Source organism: Ruegeria sp. H7 (genome assembly GCF_056532945.1).
Window position 1 is genome coordinate 82,316 of sequence record NZ_JBQFNZ010000009.1, and the last position, 12,795, is coordinate 95,110.

Annotated in this window: 16 protein-coding genes; 9 read left to right on the forward strand and 7 right to left on the reverse strand. The window is 60.9% G+C overall.

What is annotated here, in order from left to right; genetic code table 11:
• Together glcE and ACR0AC_RS17965 are read right to left on the reverse strand one after the other, a co-directional pair.
• On the reverse strand, window positions 1-1,101 hold the full coding sequence (glcE, locus tag ACR0AC_RS17960; RefSeq protein WP_170455876.1) for a glycolate oxidase subunit GlcE: 1,101 nt from the start codon (window positions 1,099-1,101) through the stop codon (window positions 1-3).
• A gap of 67 nt (window positions 1,102-1,168) precedes the next feature.
• Entirely contained in the window at window positions 1,169-2,608 is a 1,440-nt protein-coding gene (locus ACR0AC_RS17965; protein WP_480875242.1) for an FAD-linked oxidase C-terminal domain-containing protein, read from the reverse strand.
• An 82-nt stretch (window positions 2,609-2,690) separates the two neighbouring features.
• On the opposite strand from ACR0AC_RS17965, the gene ACR0AC_RS17970 reads away from it, so the two are divergent.
• Window positions 2,691-3,401, forward strand: coding sequence for a DUF599 domain-containing protein (locus ACR0AC_RS17970; protein WP_480875244.1), 711 nt, complete (start codon window positions 2,691-2,693; stop codon window positions 3,399-3,401).
• Window positions 3,402-3,436: 35 nt separating this feature from the next.
• Window positions 3,437-3,784, forward strand: coding sequence for a hypothetical protein (locus ACR0AC_RS17975; protein ID WP_170455882.1), 348 nt, complete (start codon window positions 3,437-3,439; stop codon window positions 3,782-3,784).
• A 3-nt stretch (window positions 3,785-3,787) separates the two neighbouring features.
• On the opposite strand, the gene ACR0AC_RS17980 is transcribed toward ACR0AC_RS17975, so the two are convergent.
• Genes ACR0AC_RS17980 through rsfS form a run of 3 tightly spaced genes read right to left on the reverse strand, consistent with a single transcriptional unit; the run spans window position 3,788 to window position 5,149 of the window.
• Entirely contained in the window at window positions 3,788-4,273 is a 486-nt protein-coding gene (locus tag ACR0AC_RS17980; RefSeq protein WP_480627169.1) for a flavodoxin family protein, read from the reverse strand.
• 1 nt (window position 4,274) lies between these two features.
• Window positions 4,275-4,745: a 23S rRNA (pseudouridine(1915)-N(3))-methyltransferase RlmH gene (gene rlmH, locus ACR0AC_RS17985; protein ID WP_480627168.1), complete on the reverse strand. Its 471-nt coding sequence runs from the start codon at window positions 4,743-4,745 to the stop codon at window positions 4,275-4,277.
• 44 nt (window positions 4,746-4,789) lie between these two features.
• Entirely contained in the window at window positions 4,790-5,149 is a 360-nt protein-coding gene (rsfS, locus tag ACR0AC_RS17990; RefSeq protein WP_058276550.1) for a ribosome silencing factor, read from the reverse strand.
• Window positions 5,150-5,381: 232 nt separating this feature from the next.
• Here rsfS and ACR0AC_RS17995 point away from each other — a divergent pair, with 232 nt between their 5' ends.
• The 6 genes from ACR0AC_RS17995 (at window position 5,382) to ACR0AC_RS18020 (ending at window position 10,353) form a co-directional block, all read left to right on the forward strand.
• On the forward strand, window positions 5,382-5,480 hold the full coding sequence (locus ACR0AC_RS17995; RefSeq protein ID WP_170455888.1) for an isopropylmalate isomerase: 99 nt from the start codon (window positions 5,382-5,384) through the stop codon (window positions 5,478-5,480).
• A 52-nt stretch (window positions 5,481-5,532) separates the two neighbouring features.
• Window positions 5,533-6,936, forward strand: a complete 1,404-nt coding sequence (leuC, locus tag ACR0AC_RS18000) for a 3-isopropylmalate dehydratase large subunit (protein ID WP_170455890.1) — start codon at window positions 5,533-5,535, stop codon at window positions 6,934-6,936.
• Window positions 6,937-6,973: 37 nt separating this feature from the next.
• The gene (locus tag ACR0AC_RS18005) at window positions 6,974-7,516 is read left to right on the forward strand and encodes a DUF308 domain-containing protein (RefSeq protein WP_170455892.1); all 543 of its coding nucleotides are present in this window, start codon (window positions 6,974-6,976) and stop codon (window positions 7,514-7,516) included.
• 43 nt (window positions 7,517-7,559) lie between these two features.
• Window positions 7,560-8,165: a 3-isopropylmalate dehydratase small subunit gene (gene leuD, locus ACR0AC_RS18010; RefSeq protein WP_170455894.1), complete on the forward strand. Its 606-nt coding sequence runs from the start codon at window positions 7,560-7,562 to the stop codon at window positions 8,163-8,165.
• Window positions 8,166-8,497: 332 nt separating this feature from the next.
• Entirely contained in the window at window positions 8,498-9,328 is an 831-nt protein-coding gene (locus ACR0AC_RS18015) for a hypothetical protein (protein WP_170455896.1), read from the forward strand.
• The gene (locus tag ACR0AC_RS18020) at window positions 9,325-10,353 is read left to right on the forward strand and encodes an endonuclease/exonuclease/phosphatase family protein (RefSeq protein ID WP_480875252.1); all 1,029 of its coding nucleotides are present in this window, start codon (window positions 9,325-9,327) and stop codon (window positions 10,351-10,353) included. The genes ACR0AC_RS18015 and ACR0AC_RS18020 overlap by 4 nt, the downstream gene beginning before the upstream one ends.
• Here the strand turns inward: ACR0AC_RS18020 and ACR0AC_RS18025 are convergent.
• A complete protein-coding gene (locus ACR0AC_RS18025) occupies window positions 10,317-11,231 on the reverse strand; it encodes a Rossmann-fold NAD(P)-binding domain-containing protein (protein WP_480875255.1) in 915 nt (304 codons plus the stop codon). The genes ACR0AC_RS18020 and ACR0AC_RS18025 overlap by 37 nt on opposite strands.
• An 83-nt stretch (window positions 11,232-11,314) precedes the next feature.
• On the opposite strand from ACR0AC_RS18025, the gene ACR0AC_RS18030 reads away from it, so the two are divergent.
• On the forward strand, window positions 11,315-12,208 hold the full coding sequence (locus ACR0AC_RS18030; protein WP_170455902.1) for a LysR family transcriptional regulator: 894 nt from the start codon (window positions 11,315-11,317) through the stop codon (window positions 12,206-12,208).
• Here the strand turns inward: ACR0AC_RS18030 and ACR0AC_RS18035 are convergent.
• A complete protein-coding gene (locus ACR0AC_RS18035; RefSeq protein WP_480875258.1) occupies window positions 12,205-12,732 on the reverse strand; it encodes a redoxin domain-containing protein in 528 nt (175 codons plus the stop codon). The two genes, ACR0AC_RS18030 and ACR0AC_RS18035, sit on opposite strands and share 4 nt — an antisense overlap.
• Between the last annotated feature and the right edge of the window lie 63 nt (window positions 12,733-12,795).

Below are 12,795 nucleotides of genomic sequence, written 5' to 3' on the forward strand. Positions count from 1 at the left end.
CTACCCCATCAGGCCCGGATTGAAACGGCCATGCGGGTCGAACCGCTGCCGCAACCCACGGGTCAAGGCTGCAACCTGTGCGGGTTCAGGCTGAAACCGGCCCAGAGCATTCACCGTCTCCGGGGCCGCCCGCACCAGCGTTGCATGGCCTGAAAAATCCCCCAATCGCGCCCGAACGTCCGACCCGTCATCCACCAGCGCCCAGATCAATCCGCCACCCCAATCCAGCAACAGCCCGCTGGCCTCAAGCCGCGCAGAAATCTCAGGTGCGTCGCTCGGCTTGACCGAGATACGCCAGACATCGCCATCCTTGCCCGCAAACGCGCGGGCATCCCGGATCGCGCACCAAATATCTTCAGGGTTTTCCATGCGCGAAACCTCGCCAAACCCGGATAAAACCGTCTGCAACCGCTCCGCGCGATAGGCAACCGAATCCTCAAACCCCTCAACCCGTAGCAGAGCCTGCCCCATCGCTGGATCATACGCGGCGCCGCTGACCTCGAAGGGGGATTTCAACGCCGCAGACAGAACCTCAATCGCACTCGCGACATGGGGGGCCGAAACGCCCAAAGTCGCCGTCGCCTTGGGCATGGGCAGCACCTTCAACGATACCTCGGTCAACACGCCCAAAGTGCCCCAGGACCCGGCCATCAGCTTGACCAGATCATAACCGGTGACGTTCTTCATCACCCGCCCGCCATTCTTGACCACCTGGCCGCGCCCATCGACAAAGCGCACCCCAAGCAGAAAATCCCGGCACGCCCCGGCCTGCACCCGGCGCGGGCCCGAGATATTGGCGGCCACGACCCCACCAATCGTCGGCTCTCCCGAATGTCTAAGCAGTACCCGATAATCCGCAGGCTCAAACGCCAGTTGCTGCCCTTCCGCTGCCAATGCAGCCTCGATCTCAGCCACCGGGGTCCCCGCCCGCGCCACCAAGGTCAGCGCACCCGGCTCATAAAGCGTTATTCCGCTCAGAGCGGCCGTGCTCAAAACCGGCTCGGGTCCCTGCACGCCGCGCGTGCCGCCGCCCTCAATACGCACCGGCCCGTTCAGCCCGGCCACGATCTCGGCCAGTTCCATCTCTGTCTCAGGTCTCATGATACTTCTTCTTGTTCAAAAATACGGCGGGGTGAATTGGCCCGCAGGGCCAAGAGGGGCTGGCCCCTCATTCCGCCGCCATCCGCCGCCCTTGCGACGCATCCAATGGAAACACCTTGGCCGGATTCAGCAGCCACCGTGGGTCGAACACATCCTTTACCGCCATCTGCGCCTCAAGATCGGCGGGCATGTATTGATGCGACATCAGATCCCGCTTTTCGATTCCCACCCCATGCTCTCCGGTCAGGCACCCGCCGACATCGACGCACAGCTTCAGGATATCCGCGCCAAACGCCTCGCATTTCTCAAGATCACCGGGCTTGTTGGCATCGAACAGGATCAAGGGGTGCATGTTGCCATCGCCCGCATGGAAGACATTGCCTACGGGCAGGCCATATTCCTCGCTCAACTCACCGATCCGGCGCAACACCTCGGGTAAGGACGACACGGGGATCGTCCCGTCCAGGCACATATAGTCATTCATCTGCCCCATCGCCCCAAAGGCCGACTTCCGCCCCAGCCAAATCTTGGCGCTTTCTTCCGCCGACTGGCTCTCGCGCAATTCGACCGGGTTGTGACGCTTGGCAATCTCGATGATCTTCGAAAGCTGATAGTCGATCTCGGCCTCGGACCCCTCGACTTCGACTATCAGCAAAGCCGTGCAATCGGGATAACCCGCATGGGCGAAGTTCTCGCAGGCCTTGATGCACAGCGTATCCATGAACTCGATCGCCACCGGCAGGATGCCCGACTTGATAATGTCCGAAACGCATTGCCCGGCCACCTCATTGTCATCGAACCCCATCAGCACAGGCCGCGCGCCTTCGGGCTTGCGCAGAATGCGCAGCGTTGCCTCGGTCACGACGCCCAACTGCCCTTCAGAGCCGCAGATCACACCCAACAGGTCCAGCCCACCGGAATCCAGATGCGCGCCGCCGATCTCGACAACGCTGCCATCCATCATCACCATCTTGACGCCTAACAGGTTATTGGTGGTCACACCGTATTTCAGACAATGCGCCCCGCCCGAGTTCATCGCGATGTTCCCCGCAATCGCGCAAGCCAGTTGCGAGGACGGATCGGGCGCATAGAAGAAATCCTCCTCCTCGACCGCGCCGGTCACACTCAGATTGGTGCGACCGGTCTGAACGCGGATGAAGCGGTTGTCGTAATCCGTCTCCAGCACCTCATTCATGCGCGCCACACCCAGAATCACGCAATCCGCCGTGGGCAGCGCTCCGCCCGCCAGCGATGTGCCGGACCCGCGCGGGACCACCGGCACGCCCTCATCATGGCAGATGCGCAAAACGTCCGAGACCTCTTGCGTGGTTGATGGCAACACCGCCAGCATCGGCGGACAGCGATAGGCGGTCAGCGCATCACATTCATAAGCGCGTGTTTCCGCCGGGTCGTGAATCACCGCATCCTCGGGCAAAACCTGCAGCAAACGCGCCAGAACGCTTTGCTTGCGTGCAAGCACATCGGGATTTGGCTGGGGCATGTCCATTGCTGATCCTCCAATTTGGTAAAATAATATTACCAATTTATCGATCTGGCAAGTTCAATGATCTGTGCCTACTGTCGCGCCCATGACTTGGATTGATCGCGCGCTTCTGTTTTCGACACTGGACTATGTCGCCATCCTGTTGCTGATCGGGGCCTGGCAGGGGATCGGCTGGAAAATCGAGCATCCCTCACCCAACAGGCGATCCGTTTCCATGATGATGGACGATTTCCGCCGGGACTGGATGCGCGAGATGGTCACCCGGCAACCGCGCATGTTCGACGCACAGGTTGTGGCGGCGATGCGGCAGGGCAGTACATTCTTCGCCTCGACCACGATGATCGCCATTGGCGGCGGGCTGGCCCTGCTGGGCAATACCGAACAACTGGCCGGTGTCGCCAGCGATCTGGCCATCGGCAGCGCGCCTGCGCTGGTGTGGGAGATCAAGATACTGGTCGTGATCCTGTTTCTGGCCAATGCCTTTCTGAAATATGTTTGGGCGCACCGTCTGTTTGGCTATTGCGCCGTGCTGATGGCTGCTGTTCCGAACGACCCCGAGGACGCACAGGCCTACCCTCGCGCGGCCCAGTCGGCCGAGATTTGCGTGACCGCCGCCCGCAGCTTCAACCGCGCGCTGCGGGCCACCTATTTCGCTCTCGCCTCTTTGGCCTGGTTCCTGGGGCCCGTCACGCTGATCATTGGCACGGCCATCACGGTTGGCGTTCTGTACCGGCGTGAGTTCGCCTCGCACTCTCGCTCGGTTCTTTTGACCTTGCCGCCTGACACCAAGACGTGATCGCAATACTGCGCTTAACAAATTATGGTCTGCCCATGCGTTATCTGATTCTTACCGCCCTGTTTGCCACGCCGGTCCTGGCCGATCCGCCGACAATCGAAGAGGTTTCGGCTCGCCAAAGCGGCGACACATGGCGGTTTGACGTCACCATCCGGCACCCCGATACCGGCTGGGACGATTACGCAGATGGCTGGCGTGTGCTGGACATGGACGGAAATGAGCTGGGGATGCGCGTGCTGCATCACCCGCATGTGGATGAGCAGCCCTTTACCCGGTCACTTGGCGGCGTCGCCATTCCCGAAGGCACCGCGCAGGTGCAGATACAGGCGCGTGACAATGTCGGCGGCTGGGCCGAAGACACCACGGTCATCGATCTGAACTGACGCTCAGAACACCCCAAGGCTTAGCCCAGCGGCCATCGCAGCACCGATCTCACGACAGTGCTCAAGCTGTTCGTCGGGGATTGTCTTTTCGGCCAGAATTGCCTCGGGCGTCTGCGCATGGGTGCAGATGATCAGCGGCGGCTGAACCTCTTTCAACCGCCAGCCGGTGGCGATGCGGGCAGTTTGACGGGCGGCGTTCTCTCCGTCTGACCCGGCGCAGATCATCTGGGCATAGGGGCGGCCCTCGATCCGGCCCAGCACCGGATAGTAGCTTCGGTCGAAAAACTCCTTCATCAGACCCGAAATCGCCGCCAGATTCTCGGGCGCGCAGAAGATATAGCCATCGGCGGAGAGCAAATCCTCGGGCCCCGCCTGATCCGCGAATTTCAGAACAACCTCGGCCTCGTCACGCCCGGCCTCAGCCGCCGCTTCGGCCATCTGCCGGGCTCCGCCGGTGCGCGAATGGTAAACGATCAGAAGCTGCGCCATGTCAGACCCGGTGATAAGGGCCGCCCGACAGGATGGTTGCGGCCCGATACAGTTGCTCGGCCAGCATCACACGGACCAGCATATGGGGCCAGACCATCGACCCGAATGAGATGGAAAAGTCCGCCTCGGCCCGCAGGCTGGGGTCGATCCCGTCCGCCCCGCCGATGATCAGCGCCAGATCCTGCCGTCCGGCATCCCGCCAGCCGCCCAGTTTTTGCGCAAAATCGGGCGAGGACATGACCCGCCCGCGTTCATCCAGCGTGCAGATCACCGCACCTTTGGGCAGCGCCTTGCGCAGCAAAGCGGCCTCGGCCCCCATGCCTGCGCTTTTCTTGTCCTCAACCTCGATCACCCGCGCAGGACCAAGGCCCAGGCTACGGCCGGTCCGGTCAAATCGGGTCAGGTAATCGTCAAGCAGGGACTTCTCGGGCCCGGCGCGCAATCGCCCGACCGCAACTATGCTGATACGCATATCTCTCTCGCCTCCGGCCCCTTAATACGGGCCGGGATGGCGCCTCAGTTCGCCGAGGCGCTGCCGCCCTGAGGCAGCCACATCTTTTCCAGCTGGTAGAATTCGCGCACTTCGGGGCGGAAGATATGGACGATCACGTCGCCCGTATCGATCAGCACCCAGTCGCCGGCATCCTTGCCTTCGACCTTCGAGGTGAAACCGAATTCCTGCTTGATGCGATCCGTCAGCTTTTCCGCCATGGCCGAAACCTGCCGGGTCGACCGACCCGAGGCAATCACCATGTGATCCGCAACAGAAGACTTGCCCTGCAGGTTAATCTGCACAACGTCTTCGGCCTTGTCATCGGAAAGTGAGGAAAGGATACGTTCAAGCAGCTTGTCGCTGATTGACTGAGAGTGGGCCATCACGCTGGCCCCATCTTCGGCAGGCAAACCCGCCTGAGTATGTAGAGACAGGACATAGTCCTCCTTTGCTGCGCGCCGTCAGATCCCCGGCGCAGGGATACTTATAAGGTAACAAGCACCCCGTGACATTTCAATGAAGGCCCCGGAACCCACACAGCATTGTGCCCTGATGGCATCTGCGGGGTCGCAAGGGACCTTGATAGACTCGGCCAGTATCTATATCTGACCGCTTATGAGACCTCATACGGCCCCGAATATCGACCTGCAAGACCGCGCGCGCCTGCGTGAACGGTTCTTTGGGGCTGCCCGCACGGTTCTGGCCCGCCTATAGGCGGCGTCCAGCCACTCGCCAGCTATTCTCATCTAAATACGGGAGAGGACCGATGTCCCCCAAAACACTCTATGACAAGATCTGGGATGCCCATGTCGCGCATGAAGCCGATGATGGCACCTGCCTGCTGTATATCGACCGCCATCTGGTGCACGAAGTGACCAGCCCGCAGGCGTTCGAAGGCCTGCGCATGGCGGGCCGCAAGGTGCGCGCGCCGGAAAAGACGATTGCCGTGCCGGATCACAACGTGCCGACCACGCCGGACCGCGTGAACGGGATCGAAAACCCCGAATCGCGTATTCAGGTCGAGGCGCTGGACAAGAACGCCAAGGATTTCGGCATTCACTATTACCCGGTGAATGACGTCCGTCAGGGCATCGTCCACATTGTCGGCCCGGAACAGGGCTGGACCTTGCCCGGCATGACCGTTGTCTGCGGCGACAGCCACACCGCCACCCACGGCGCGTTTGGCGCGCTGGCCCACGGCATCGGTACCTCCGAGGTCGAGCATGTGCTGGCCACGCAGACCCTGATCCAGAAGAAATCCAAGAACATGAAGGTGGAAATCACCGGCAAATTGCAGCCGGGCGTGACCGCCAAGGATATCACTCTGGCCGTAATCGGCGAGACCGGCACCGCTGGCGGTACCGGCTATGTCATCGAATATTGCGGCGAAGCGATCCGTGATCTGTCAATGGAAGGCCGCATGACCGTCTGCAACATGGCCATCGAAGGCGGCGCCCGCGCTGGCCTGATTGCGCCGGACGAAACCACCTTTGAATACGTCAAAGGCCGGCCGCACGCGCCAAAAGGCGCGCAATGGGAAGCCGCGATGGACTGGTGGAAAACCCTTTTCACCGACGAAGGCGCGCATTTCGACAAAGTCATCACCCTGCGCGGCGAAGATATCGCGCCGGTCGTCACCTGGGGCACCAGCCCCGAGGATGTGCTGCCGATCACCGCATCGGTTCCTCATCCCGAGGATTTCGAAGGCGGCAAGGTCGACGCGGCCCGTCGATCCATCGAATACATGGGTCTGGAAGCGGGGCAGAAGCTGAGCGATGTCGAGATTGACACCGTCTTTATCGGGTCCTGCACCAATGGCCGCATCGAAGACCTGCGCGCCGCGGCTGAGATTCTGAAGGGCAAGAAGATCAAGGACGGGATGCGCGCCATGGTCGTGCCCGGTTCCGGTCTGGTCCGTGCACAGGCCGAGGAAGAGGGTCTGGCGGACATCTTCAAAGAGGCCGGGTTCGAATGGCGTCTGGCTGGATGTTCGATGTGTCTGGCGATGAACCCCGACCAGTTGCAACCGGGCGAGCGCTGTGCCGCGACCTCGAACCGCAACTTCGAAGGCCGTCAGGGCCGTGGTGGACGCACACACCTGCTGAGCCCGGCAATGGCTGCCGCAGCGGCAATCACAGGACGGCTGACAGACGTCCGTGAATTGATGTAAGGTCTCCTCATATCTAGATATTTGAGGGATTGAAGACATGAGTGACTGGATCAAATGGCTCTTGCTTGGACTGCTGTCCATCGCGTTCGGCATCTTTGTGCTGGGTGCGCCGGTGGTGGCGTCTGTTGCCGTGACGGTGGTGACCGGCGTGTTGCTGCTGATTGCAGGCGGGCTACAAATCGTCGGCGGCCTCACGGTTGAAGGCACCGGTAACAAGATCCTGTCACTCATCATGGGTGCGGTGATGCTGTTTCTGGGCTGGTCCTTTCTGGATCACCCGCTGCAAGGCACGCTGACGCTGGCGACCGTGATGCTGATCCTGTTCATGGCAGGCGGCATCGCGCGGGTCATCCTGTCGTTCCAGATGCGCGGAACGCAGTTTTTCTGGCCCACGCTGATCTCGGGCATCTTGTCCATCGTGCTGGCCGGTATCATCTGGTCTTACGCGGCATCGGAACCCGCAGCTCTGCTGAGCTTGCTGGGCATCCTGCTGGGCATCGAGATGCTGTTCAACGGGTTCGGATTGGTCTTCATGGCGTTCTTTGTCAAAAACGCACCCAACGAAACGAAACAAGCTTAACCGCGGGACATGGGCGCGGCCCTCTCCCGCACGGAGTGTGAACATGGAAAAGTTTGAAAAAGTCCACGGGGTGGCCGCCCCAATGCCTTTGATCAATATCGATACCGATATGATCATTCCGAAGGTGCACCTGAAAACCATCAAACGGTCCGGCCTGGGCGTCGTGCTGTTTGACGAGATGCGCTATCACGACCATGGCGGCGAGAACGAGGATTTCGTTCTGAACAAACCCGCCTATCGCCAGACCGAGATTCTGGTCGCGGGTGACAATTTCGGCTGCGGCTCGTCCCGCGAACACGCGCCCTGGGCGATCAAGGATTTCGGCATCAAGGTCGTGATCTCGACCAGCTTTGCCGACATCTTCTTCAACAACTGCTTCAAGAACGGCATCCTGCCCATCGTGGTCGAAGAAGAACACCACGCGATTCTGATGGAAGACGCGCACAAGGGCGAGAACGCCCGCATGACCGTGCATCTGGAAGATCAGCAGATCACCACCTCGGACGGTGTTGTCATCGAGTTTGACATCGACCCGCACCGCAAGCACTGCCTGCTGAACGGTTTGGACGATATCGGCCTGACGATGGAGAAAGACCACCACATCGACAAATTCGAAGAACATGCAGGTCAGGCGCGCCCCTGGGTGTGATTCTGGGGACGAATCTGTTGACACTCAACCTAACGGGGTCGCGCACGCGGCCCCGTTCGCATTCTTGGGGTTGATTTTTCCCAAACCACAACATCTAGGTATCAAATTGAGATACACGTCGGATTTGCGTCCAAAATGATGCAATCCCGCACCAGTTGCGCCATCATTTTGCCCGAAATCACATGTTATCTGCACCCTGACTTGAGCGAAATGTCGCTTATCGTCCATGGTGACGGAAAGAGGCATCCGTCAGAATTAAGAAACGGGCGGGCACAAGTTGGAAATCAAGTCGGCAAAGATCGGCTGATCCAGTTTGAAAAAGGGTTCGGATAGTGATTGCGCGCACAACTGGGGCGGCGATACGTGGAATATTGGTTGCACTTCTGGTGCTGACACCCGCGTTGTACCTGCCTGTATCATCGACGAACGGGACCGAGATAGTGGTCTTCCTCGCGATCCTCGCGTTCATCCTGACCTTTGCCGAATACAACTCTGCCTTTCCCAGCTTTATCGAATTCCGCGACGCCCCGCCGGTGAATCGGCTGCGTTTTGTCGGCCTGATGTCGATGGTCACGTTCCTGACTTTGGTCTGCAAGAATGGCTATGCACCAACCGATCTGACCACATTCTCGTATTCTATGGGTCTGGCCGTCGCCAATGTGGTGGACTTCCCGTACTCACCCGTCCGGCTGATCGTTCTGATGTTGCCTGCCGACGCCAGCGCGCCGCTGGTTGAACTGGTGCGGATCACAGCGAGTGTCGCCTATGTCGCCGCTCTGGTCACGATTGCCAGCTTTGCCTATGCGGTGAAACTGCGCGGCTGGCCCACTGGCAACGGGGCCTTCAACGTCTGGACCAACCTGCCGCTGTTCGACCCCACCAAAGGCGGTGACGTGGTCAGCCGCCTGCAGCGTGACGGTCGTCTGAACATCTGCATCGGTATCCTGCTGCCGTTCCTGATCCCGGCCGTGATCAAGCTGTTGACCAATTTCGTGACGCCGATTTCGCTGAACAACCCGCAGACCCTGATCTGGACCATGAGCGCCTGGGCCTTCCTGCCCGCCAGCATGATCATGCGTGGCATGGCGACCCTGCGTATCGCCGGGCTGATCGTGGAAAAGCGCCGCGCTTACTCAACATCCGAGACAACTCAGGCCGCATGATCCGCGCCCTGATCCTGCTGTTGCTGCCCGTCGCGGCGCAGGCAGATGTGGTGCGCATTGCCAGCTTCAACACCGAGCTCAGCCGGAAAGGCCCCGGCCTGCTGCTGCGCGACATTCAGCGCGACGAGGCGCAGGTGCTTGCGGTCATCGATGTGCTTGTGGCCACGGGGCCCGACATCGTGGCGCTGCAAGGCATCGACTGGGACATGAACGCGATGGCCCTGACGGCTCTGGCAGAAAGCCTCAGAGAGGCCGGGCTGGATTACCCCTATCAGTTTACCGCGCAGCCCAATACCGGGCAGGACAGCGGGCTTGATCTGGATGGGGATGGCCGCACGCAAGGTCCGGGAGACTCGCAGGGATGGGGCTTGTTTACCGGGCATGGCGGGCTGGCGGTGTTGTCGCGTTATGAGATTGCGATGTCCGAGGTGCGGAATTTCTCGGACCTTCTGTGGCGCGATCTACCGGGGGCCGAGTTGCCCGTGGCCGAGGGTGCACCGTACCCGTCCGAGCAGGCACAAGCGGCGCAGCGCCTGTCGTCGACCGGCCATTGGGTCGTGCCGATCAACACCCCCTCGGGCCGTCTGAACCTGATGACCTTTCACGCAACCCCGCCCGTGTTCGACGGCCCCGAGGATCGCAACGGCCTGCGCAACCGGGATGAGATCCGGCTCTGGTCGGTGCTGATGGATGGTGGCATTGGCCCAGCCCCGACCGATCCGTTTGTGATCGCTGGGGATGCCAATCTGGATCCCAATCACAGCGATGGGCGCAGAGAGACCATCGCCAACCTTCTCTCGGACCCGCGCCTGCAGGATCCGCAGCCGAAATCCCTCGCGGGCGACAGGGCCACGGTCCATTGGAAGGCGGTGGGGGAGTTGCGGGTGGATTACGTTCTGCCCTCAGCCGATCTGAAGGTTGTTGATGCCGGTGTCTTCTGGCCCGCGCCGAGTGATGCGAAAAGGGACAGCGCCGAACGGGCCAGCCGTCATCGGCTGGTCTGGGTGGATGTCTCGATGCCATGAGGCACCGCAGTCGCGGTCTGCTCTGATGGTATCGCTGTACGCATCGCCTGATCCAGATCGGTATGCGGCACCGGGCCGATCAACGTGGTCAAGGCCGTATCGTCCAGCCGGTGCGGCACATCCCACAAATATCGCATCTCAAGCAGATGCGGGGCCATGCGCCAGAAAGGACAGGCAAGCTGCAGGGGCCACCATTGCATCCGTTTGAGCGCCACATCACCCCCCGTCACCCGCGACAGAGACTGCGCAATCTCGCGCCCGGTCAGCGTATATCCGGCAAATGGCAGATCGCAGAACCGAGGCAAGTCTTGCCGCATCTCGGCCAACATGACGGCCGTCGCTGCAAGGTCAGGCAGGTACGCCCATGCATGGGGAATATCGGGGTTGCCCGGATAGGTCAGTCGCCCTTTCGACAGACCCTTGATCATCACCTGATCAAACCAGTTCCCCGACGCACACGTGTCGATGAAATCCCCGGCCCGCAGGATGATCACCCGCGCGCTTGAACGGCGATAGGCGTCCTCCATATCGATTCGGATACGACCCAAAGGGTTCCGGGCCAAATGCGGACTGTCCGCGGACCACGGGTCGGGAGTATCCGCCCCGAATACATAAACATTGCCCGGTACGATGACCGTTGCGCCGGTGCGTTCAGCCACGTCAATCACCCGCCGGTGCAGGCCCGGCACCAGACGGGCCCACTGAGTATATGGCGGGTTCCAGGCGTTGACGATCAAGTCCGCGCCACGCGCCGCCTGATCCAGCTTGTCAGCCTCGCGATTGAATTTCCGCACGGTCCAACCGGCTTTGCGAAATGCAAGTTCGGCATTGCGGCCAAACCGGCCACTGGCGCCGAGTATCAGTACGGTGTGTTGCATGGTGCCCTCCTGTGGGGACCAACTTAACCTTGCACATGATTCAGGGAATTGCCGGCAAACGCAGATCATGTATTCATGTCTGAATGGACAAAGCGCTTACCCATGCCGATTGGTCGCTGATCCAAAGCTTTCTGGCGGTGGCCGAAACCGGGTCTCTGTCCGCCGCCGCGCGGCAACTGGACCGCAGCCAGCCGACACTGGGCCGGCAGATTCATGCGCTGGAGGAGGAACTTGGCGTGTCGCTGTTTGACCGGCACGCGCGGGGGCTGAAACTCAGCGATGTGGGCAACCAGCTGCTGCCCATGGCGCGGCAGATGCATCAGGCGATGAACGCGTTCAGCATGACGGCGGCAGGCCAGTCGCAAGAGCTGGAGGGCACGGTGCGGATCACCGCTTCCGTCTTTGCCTCTCACCACCTGTTGCCGCCCATATTGGCGCATATCCGACAGCAGGAACCGGCCATTCAGCTGGAACTGGTCGCAACGGACGCAACTGAAAACCTGCTCTATCGCGAGGCCGATATCGCCGTGCGCATGTATCGTCCCGAACAGATGGATATCGTGTCGCGCTACCTTGGTGATGTCCCGCTGTGTTTCTGCGCGGCCACAACTTACCTGAACCGCGTCGGACGACCCAAGACGCCCGAGGATCTGTTCCATCACGATCTGGTCGGGTTCGACGCCAACGAAGACATCATCCGGAAGATGCAGGAAAAGGGATGGCCCGCCAGCAAGGACAGCTTTGCCACCCGCTGCGATCTGCAAAGCGCCTATTGGGAGCTGATCCGCGCCGGGTGCGGTATCGGCTTCAGTCAGGTTCAGGTCGCCGAAGAGGACCCTCTGGTCGAGGTTCTGCCGCTGGATGTAAAGATTCCGATCCTGCCGGTCTGGCTTGCCGCGCCGCAAGCGATGCGCCAGACCCCGCGCATTCGCAGGGTCTGGGACTTGCTGGCCGACGGGCTGAAAGCCAGCCTTTAAAGCGGGCCGGTATAGGTGCCGCGCGGCGGATAGCCATTGTCCAGCGCGTATTTGATACCACCCTGCATGTCAGCGACCGAGGGGCGGCCAAACGGGGTCGATTGCTGCCAGGCGAAATACAGCGTCCGGTCGGGGGCGATGTAGAAATGCCCCGGTTCTGCAAAGAACGCGGCCTCGGCGGTGCCTTCGCGACCTTTGGACAGATACAGGCCCCAGTCTTCCCGCGCAGCGGCCAGCGGCAGGCTGTGCCCGACGCGCAGCCGGGTCGTGCCCGCTTTTGCCACGGTTTCCGCAGCGCGTTCGGCGGTGTCGGTGCTCAGCATGATGACCTCAAGCCCCAGCGCGGCGAAGTCGTCCAGCGCGGCTTCAACCTCACCCATCTGCCTGATGCAGATCGGGCAATGCAGGCCGCGATACTGAATCACCAGCGTGCCGTTTTCGCCCTTGTCGGCATCCAGATCAAAACTTCCATGGCCCACGGTTTCGATTTTCAGGCTTGGGACGGGATTTCCCGGTATCAACATGTGTTTTCCTCGTGATTCTGCCGGATCGTCTCATTGACCCGCTGCGGCGCAGACGCTAGGGCC

What these genes read in the sequence shown, in the direction of transcription:
- glcE (WP_170455876.1), bottom strand. Translation starts at nt 1,101, where the DNA reads ATGAGACCTGAGACAGAGATGGAACTGGCCGAGATCGTGGCCGGGCTG.
- ACR0AC_RS17965 (WP_480875242.1), bottom strand. Translation starts at nt 2,608, where the DNA reads ATGGACATGCCCCAGCCAAATCCCGATGTGCTTGCACGCAAGCAAAGC.
- ACR0AC_RS17970 (WP_480875244.1), top strand. Translation starts at nt 2,691, where the DNA reads ATGACTTGGATTGATCGCGCGCTTCTGTTTTCGACACTGGACTATGTC.
- ACR0AC_RS17975 (WP_170455882.1), top strand. Translation starts at nt 3,437, where the DNA reads ATGCGTTATCTGATTCTTACCGCCCTGTTTGCCACGCCGGTCCTGGCC.
- ACR0AC_RS17980 (WP_480627169.1), bottom strand. Translation starts at nt 4,273, where the DNA reads ATGGCGCAGCTTCTGATCGTTTACCATTCGCGCACCGGCGGAGCCCGG.
- rlmH (WP_480627168.1), bottom strand. Translation starts at nt 4,745, where the DNA reads ATGCGTATCAGCATAGTTGCGGTCGGGCGATTGCGCGCCGGGCCCGAG.
- rsfS (WP_058276550.1), bottom strand. Translation starts at nt 5,149, where the DNA reads ATGGCCCACTCTCAGTCAATCAGCGACAAGCTGCTTGAACGTATCCTT.
- ACR0AC_RS17995 (WP_170455888.1), top strand. Translation starts at nt 5,382, where the DNA reads ATGAGACCTCATACGGCCCCGAATATCGACCTGCAAGACCGCGCGCGC.
- leuC (WP_170455890.1), top strand. Translation starts at nt 5,533, where the DNA reads ATGTCCCCCAAAACACTCTATGACAAGATCTGGGATGCCCATGTCGCG.
- ACR0AC_RS18005 (WP_170455892.1), top strand. Translation starts at nt 6,974, where the DNA reads ATGAGTGACTGGATCAAATGGCTCTTGCTTGGACTGCTGTCCATCGCG.
- leuD (WP_170455894.1), top strand. Translation starts at nt 7,560, where the DNA reads ATGGAAAAGTTTGAAAAAGTCCACGGGGTGGCCGCCCCAATGCCTTTG.
- ACR0AC_RS18020 (WP_480875252.1), top strand. Translation starts at nt 9,325, where the DNA reads ATGATCCGCGCCCTGATCCTGCTGTTGCTGCCCGTCGCGGCGCAGGCA.
- ACR0AC_RS18025 (WP_480875255.1), bottom strand. Translation starts at nt 11,231, where the DNA reads ATGCAACACACCGTACTGATACTCGGCGCCAGTGGCCGGTTTGGCCGC.
- ACR0AC_RS18030 (WP_170455902.1), top strand. Translation starts at nt 11,315, where the DNA reads ATGGACAAAGCGCTTACCCATGCCGATTGGTCGCTGATCCAAAGCTTT.
- ACR0AC_RS18035 (WP_480875258.1), bottom strand. Translation starts at nt 12,732, where the DNA reads ATGTTGATACCGGGAAATCCCGTCCCAAGCCTGAAAATCGAAACCGTG.